This is a genomic window from Hyella patelloides LEGE 07179, from assembly GCF_900659865.1.
Lineage (GTDB): Bacteria > Cyanobacteriota > Cyanobacteriia > Cyanobacteriales > Xenococcaceae > Hyella > Hyella patelloides.
This window is the reverse complement of sequence record NZ_LR214421.1, coordinates 1-1,733: the sequence shown is the minus strand read 5'-3', so window position 1 is coordinate 1,733 and position 1,733 is coordinate 1. Positions and strand designations below refer to the sequence as shown.

General features: G+C 36.6%; 1 protein-coding gene. It reads left to right on the top strand.

Annotated features, from left to right (window positions below; all coding sequences use genetic code 11):
• Positions 1–124: 124 nt before the first annotated feature.
• Positions 125–1,420: an RNA ligase family protein gene (locus H1P_RS35430; RefSeq protein ID WP_144876483.1), complete on the top strand. Its 1,296-nt coding sequence runs from the start codon at positions 125–127 to the stop codon at positions 1,418–1,420.
• Positions 1,421–1,733: the final 313 nt, after the last annotated feature.

Genomic DNA, 1,733 nt, shown 5'->3' with positions numbered 1-1,733 from the left:
TTAGTTCTATTCAAACTAAAGAGAACTATTTATTATTCAGTACTTTTACTGATTCTAGTATCTCTTTTAGGAGATTATTTTTCTGATTGCTTTATGCTCCGTTTTGACGTGCGGAATGTGGGATATGAATGTAATCGCAATGAGAGTTAGTGATGCAAAACTGCATCCTAATGCAGACGCTTTGCGCGTTTATACAATGGAAGCACCGAATCATAACGCGGTACAAATAGTTGCTAATTTAGAGAACATCTATCAAGAAGGTGACATTGTTGCTGTAGCTTTAAGCGGTTCAGTGCTGAAAGATGGTACTAAAATTAAGCCTTGTAAGCTACGGGGTATTACTTCTCATGGAATGGCTTTAGGTGTTGTTGATGTTAATTTAGGTAGCGATCTTTCTGAAGTATATTGTCAGCAAGAATTAGTTAATACAGGGGAAAAATTAGCTTTTCAGAAGTGGACAAGCATTGAATTATTACATAATGTACGTAGCAATTTAGCCATTTTAGGTGATGCGGTAAAAATTACTTATCGTGCCAAAATTAAGTTACACGGTACTAATGCGGGAGTACAAATTACTACAGAAGGTAAAGTAGCAGCCCAAAAAAAGAGCCAAATTATTACATCTTTATCTGATAACGCTGGTTTTGTTGCTTGGGTTGAAAGTAATGTTGAGTATTTTTCTGCTTTAAAAACTACAGAAAATATTACTATTTTTGGTGAATGGTGCGGTAATAATATTCAAAAAGGCGTAGCAATTTCTCAGCTATCTAAAAAAATATTTGCTGTCTTTGCTGTTCAACTAGGCGATGATATTATTACTCCAAAAAAGCTAGAGATACGTCCTGAATACATCACTCAAATGTTACCCAAGCATGAAAATATTTATGTGCTTTCCTTTTACGGTGAACCCATCACTTTAAATTTTGGTAATAAAGAGCAATTAAAAGCTGCTGCTGAAACTATTAATAATATGGTAGAAGCCGTCGAAAAATCCGATCCTTGGGTAAAAGCTACTTTTGGCATCGAAGGTGTTGGCGAAGGTTTAGTTATGTATCCTGATACAGATAGAATAGTTGAAAGAGCAAACTATACTGAATATATGTTTAAAGCTAAGGGTATTGAACATCAGGTAGTTAAAGCGAAAAAAGCGGTATCTATCGCTCCTGAAAAAGCAAATAATATCACCGAATTTGTCCAACTTTTTGTCACCGAAGCTAGATTACAACAAGCAGTAACAGAAGCTTGTGATGGTCAATATGATATTAAGCGAATAGGCAATTTTATGAAATGGTTTGCTTTGGATGTTCGGAAAGAAAGCGTTGCAGAATTAGAAACTGCTGGCTTAACTTGGAAGGAAGTTAATAAACCTCTGATGAATGATGCTAGAGAATGGTACAAGACTAAAGTTGCTACTTTTTAGTTGTTCACAATTTTAATAATAATTGACGGGAGGAAATGCGGTCACGGTCAAGAAGCATTCTTGCGACAGTACATGCGGACAAGTCCTTTGTCTGGGTCACGAAACCCTTCTGCAAGACTGTCGCGCTATTCCATTTATCCTTATTATCCCGCTTGACGGGACGAATGGGGACTCCCGTGTTGATAGGTAGGGCTGTTTCATTCTCGAACCAAGAAATGCGATCGTGAATAAAACAAGCATCAAACCAAATTAATGGCAAAAAGAAAGCAACAATGGTAAATTATTGCTCATATAGTCTAACGCCTCGGTCAAC